This is a genomic window from Vibrio nomapromontoriensis (assembly GCF_050337205.1).
Classification (GTDB): domain Bacteria; phylum Pseudomonadota; class Gammaproteobacteria; order Enterobacterales; family Vibrionaceae; genus Vibrio; species Vibrio nomapromontoriensis.
Map to the genome: position 1 here is coordinate 1 of NZ_JAKJSS010000003.1, position 4,470 is coordinate 4,470.

Here is a 4,470-nt window from a genome sequence, read left to right on the forward strand (position 1 = left end):
TTGCATGTGTTAGGCCTGCCGCCAGCGTTCAATCTGAGCCATGATCAAACTCTTCAATTTAAGATTTTGTCGGCTCAATGAATACTGACTTCAAAACTGTCCCTTACTTAAAAAGTAAGAAGTAATTTTAAAGCTATTATCGTTCCAACAGAACGATAATGAATTTTGACTGTGTGACAGTAAGCGARCTTACTACCCTTAGGTCACGTGTTCATTGAAAACCATTGTTGATACRCTCTCTATAAAAAGAGRATATCTAGTGATTATCATCAACAAGTGTCCACACAGATTGATATAGGTCTATATTGTTAAAGAGCTTTGCTTTCAATGCCTTAGCACTTAAGCAGGACGCGTATAATACGCTATCTACTTTGAAAGTCAACATAATATTCTAAGTATTTACTTAAAAAACTATGYTGACTCGTCTCAATCGAGACAAGTCGAACTTTTTGTCTTCACTTTTTAAAAAGTGAAAATAAATAGGAGCCTGGCGATGTCCTACTCTCACATGGGGAAACCCCACACTACCATCGGCGCTACTGCGTTTCACTTCTGAGTTCGGCATGGGATCAGGTGGGTCCGCAACGCTATGGTCGCCAAGCAAATTCTTCTTTTACTTTCAGCTTTTATTAAAAGCTAAAGGCAAAATTAATTCGGAAAGCTTAATAAAAGTCTTTAATACACATTCAATTATGTTCTTGCTTTGAGTCCAATCAAAACCCTTTGGGTGTTGTATGGTTAAGCCTCACGGGCAATTAGTACAGGTTAGCTCAATGCCTCGCAGCACTTACACACCCTGCCTATCAACGTTCTAGTCTTGAACAACCCTTTAGGACACTTAAAGTGCCAGGGAAGACTCATCTCAGGGCTCGCTTCCCGCTTAGATGCTTTCAGCGGTTATCGATTCCGAACTTAGCTACCGGGCAATGCCATTGGCATGACAACCCGAACACCAGAGGTTCGTCCACTCCGGTCCTCTCGTACTAGGAGCAGCCCCCTTCAATCTTCCAACGCCCACGGCAGATAGGGACCGAACTGTCTCACGACGTTCTAAACCCAGCTCGCGTACCACTTTAAATGGCGAACAGCCATACCCTTGGGACCGACTTCAGCCCCAGGATGTGATGAGCCGACATCGAGGTGCCAAACACCGCCGTCGATATGAACTCTTGGGCGGTATCAGCCTGTTATCCCCGGAGTACCTTTTATCCGTTGAGCGATGGCCCTTCCATTCAGAACCACCGGATCACTATGACCTACTTTCGTACCTGCTCGAATTGTCATTCTCGCAGTCAAGCGGGCTTATGCCATTGCACTAACCACACGATGTCCAACCGTGTTTAGCCCACCTTCGTGCTCCTCCGTTACTCTTTGGGAGGAGACCGCCCCAGTCAAACTACCCACCAGGCACTGTCCGCAAYCCCGATTAGGGRCCAACGTTAGAACATCAAGCATACAAGGGTGGTATTTCAAGATTGCCTCCACACACACTAGCGTGCATGCTTCAAAGGCTCCCACCTATCCTACACATGTAGGGTCAATGTTCAGTGCCAAGCTGTAGTAAAGGTTCACGGGGTCTTTCCGTCTAGCCGCGGGTACACTGCATCTTCACAGCGATTTCAATTTCACTGAGTCTCGGGTGGAGACAGCGTGGCCATCATTACGCCATTCGTGCAGGTCGGAACTTACCCGACAAGGAATTTCGCTACCTTAGGACCGTTATAGTTACGGCCGCCGTTTACCGGGGCTTCGATCAAGAGCTTCGACCNAAGTCTAACCCCATCAATTAACCTTCCGGCACCGGGCAGGCGTCACACCGTATACGTCATCTTACGATTTTGCACAGTGCTGTGTTTTTAATAAACAGTTGCAGCCACCTGGTATCTGCGACTCCTAGTAGCTCCATCCGCAAGGGACTTCACCGCCAAGAGCGTACCTTCTCCCGAAGTTACGGTACCATTTTGCCTAGTTCCTTCACCCGAGTTCTCTCAAGCGCCTTGGTATTCTCTACCCGACCACCTGTGTCGGTTTGGGGTACGATTTCTTATAATCTGAAGCTTAGAGGCTTTTCCTGGAAGCATGGCATCAATGACTTCACTACCGTAGTAGCTCGACATCGTATCTCAGCGTTARTAGYGGTCCGGATTTACCTAAACCACCCGCCTACGTACTTGAACCTGGACAACCATCGCCAGGCCCACCTAGCCTTCTCCGTCCCCCCATCGCAATTATAAGAAGTACGGGAATATTAACCCGTTTCCCATCGACTACGCCTTTCGGCCTCGCCTTAGGGGTCGACTTACCCTGCCCCGATTAACGTTGGACAGGAACCCTTGGTCTTCCGGCGAGGAGGTTTTTCACCCCCTTTATCGTTACTCATGTCAGCATTCGCACTTCTGATACCTCCAGCARACCTTACAGTYCACCTTCAACGGCTTACAGAACGCTCCCCTACCCAATATGATAAATCATATTGCCGCAGCTTCGGTGTATAGCTTAGCCCCGTTACATCTTCCGCGCAGGCCGACTCGACTAGTGAGCTATTACGCTTTCTTTAAATGATGGCTGCTTCTAAGCCAACATCCTAGCTGTCTAAGCCTTCCCACATCGTTTCCCACTTAGCTATACTTTGGGACCTTAGCTGGCGGTCTGGGTTGTTTCCCTCTCCACGACGGACGTTAGCACCCGCCGTGTGTCTCCCGGATATTACTTACTGGTATTCGGAGTTTGCAAAGGGTTGGTAAGTCGGGATGACCCCCTAGCCTTAACAGTGCTCTACCCCCAGTAGTATTCGTCCGAGGCGCTACCTAAATAGCTTTCGGGGAGAACCAGCTATCTCCAGGTTTGATTGGCCTTTCACCCCTAGCCACAAGTCATCCGCTAATTTTTCAACATTAGTCGGTTCGGTCCTCCAGTTGATGTTACTCAACCTTCAACCTGCCCATGGCTAGATCACCTGGTTTCGGGTCTATATCCAGAGACTGAACGCCCAGTTAAGACTCGGTTTCCCTACGGCTCCCCTAAACGGTTAACCTTGCCACTGAATATAAGTCGCTGACCCATTATACAAAAGGTACGCAGTCACCCAACAAGTGGGCTCCTACTGCTTGTACGTACACGGTTTCAGGTTCTATTTCACTCCCCTCACAGGGGTTCTTTTCGCCTTTCCCTCACGGTACTGGTTCACTATCGGTCAGTCAGTAGTATTTAGCCTTGGAGGATGGTCCCCCCATATTCAAACAGGATATCACGTGTCCCGCCTTACTCGTTTTCACTGATTATGATGTGTCGGTTACGGGGCTATCACCCTTTACTGCGAGACTTTCCAGACTCTTCACCTGCATCATTAAAAGCTTAAGGGCTARTCCAATTTCGCTCGCCGCTACTTTCGGAATCTCGGTTGATTTCTCTTCCTCGGGGTACTTAGATGTTTCAGTTCCCCCGGTTTGCTTCATTAACCTATGTATTGAGTTAATGATACGTGCTTATGCACGTGGGTTTCCCCATTCGGAAATCCCAGACTCACAGGTTATTACTACCTAATCTGGGCTTATCGCAAGTTATTACGTCCTTCATCGCCTCTGACTGCCAAGGCATCCACCGTGTACGCTTAGTCACTTAACCATACAACCCCAAAAGGTCTTATGTATGGCAAACAACCAAAGTCGCTATCTCATTATTTGAATGAGCGAGATAGCATTCGATTTTGCCGGACTCAAATATAAACATCACAACCGAAGTTGTGCTGTTTCCAAGAACACTTGAATGTGTGTTGGTACCTACATCCCTTCTCTATAAARGAGTAAGACATAGGATTTGAGAACTTTTATTTGAACAATAATGAAATCACATTATTGTTCGTCAGCTTTCCAAATTGTTAAAGAGCATGTGTTACTTAAACAGTAACCATTTTTAAATACTTTCAAGAGACTTTCTATTTAAAGAAAATACTTAAAGATGGTGGAGCTATGCGGGATCGAACCGCAGACCTCCTGCGTGCAAGGCAGGCGCTCTCCCAGCTGAGCTATAGCCCCATCTGTGTCGATATCGTACCGTATCTCCAAAGGAGATAGTGGTGGGTCTGAGTGGACTTGAACCACCGACCTCCCGCTTATCAGGCGAGCGCTCTAACCAGCTGAGCTACAGACCCACAGTCTGTTTCCACTTTAAAAAGTGAAATCAAATATCGTCTCTTTTACTTTATAAACCTAATCAATCTGTGTGAACACTCATCAAGACAATCTTCGTATAAGGAGGTGATCCAGCCCCAGGTTCCCCTAGGGCTACCTTGTTACGACTTCACCCCAGTCATGAACCACAAAGTGGTGAGCGTCCTCCCGAAGGTTAAACTACCCACTTCTTTTGCAGCCCACTCCCATGGTGTGACGGGCGGTGTGTACAAGGCCCGGGAACGTATTCACCGTGGCATTCTGATCCACGATTACTAGCGATTCCGACTTCATGGAGTCG

At 47.5% G+C, this 4,470-nt stretch carries 2 tRNA genes and 3 rRNA genes; all 5 read right to left on the bottom strand.

The window, feature by feature from the left end:
• Positions 1–485 precede the first annotated feature (485 nt).
• Positions 486–601 (bottom strand): 5S ribosomal RNA (gene rrf, locus L4D05_RS00035).
• A gap of 133 nt (positions 602–734) precedes the next feature.
• Positions 735–3,624, bottom strand: a 23S ribosomal RNA gene (locus tag L4D05_RS00040).
• Between the two features lie 334 nt (positions 3,625–3,958).
• Positions 3,959–4,034 (bottom strand) — tRNA-Ala (locus L4D05_RS00045).
• A gap of 39 nt (positions 4,035–4,073) precedes the next feature.
• Positions 4,074–4,150 (bottom strand) — tRNA-Ile (locus tag L4D05_RS00050).
• Positions 4,151–4,249: 99 nt separating this feature from the next.
• A 16S ribosomal RNA gene (locus tag L4D05_RS00055) occupies positions 4,250–4,470 on the bottom strand; the annotation flags it as partial.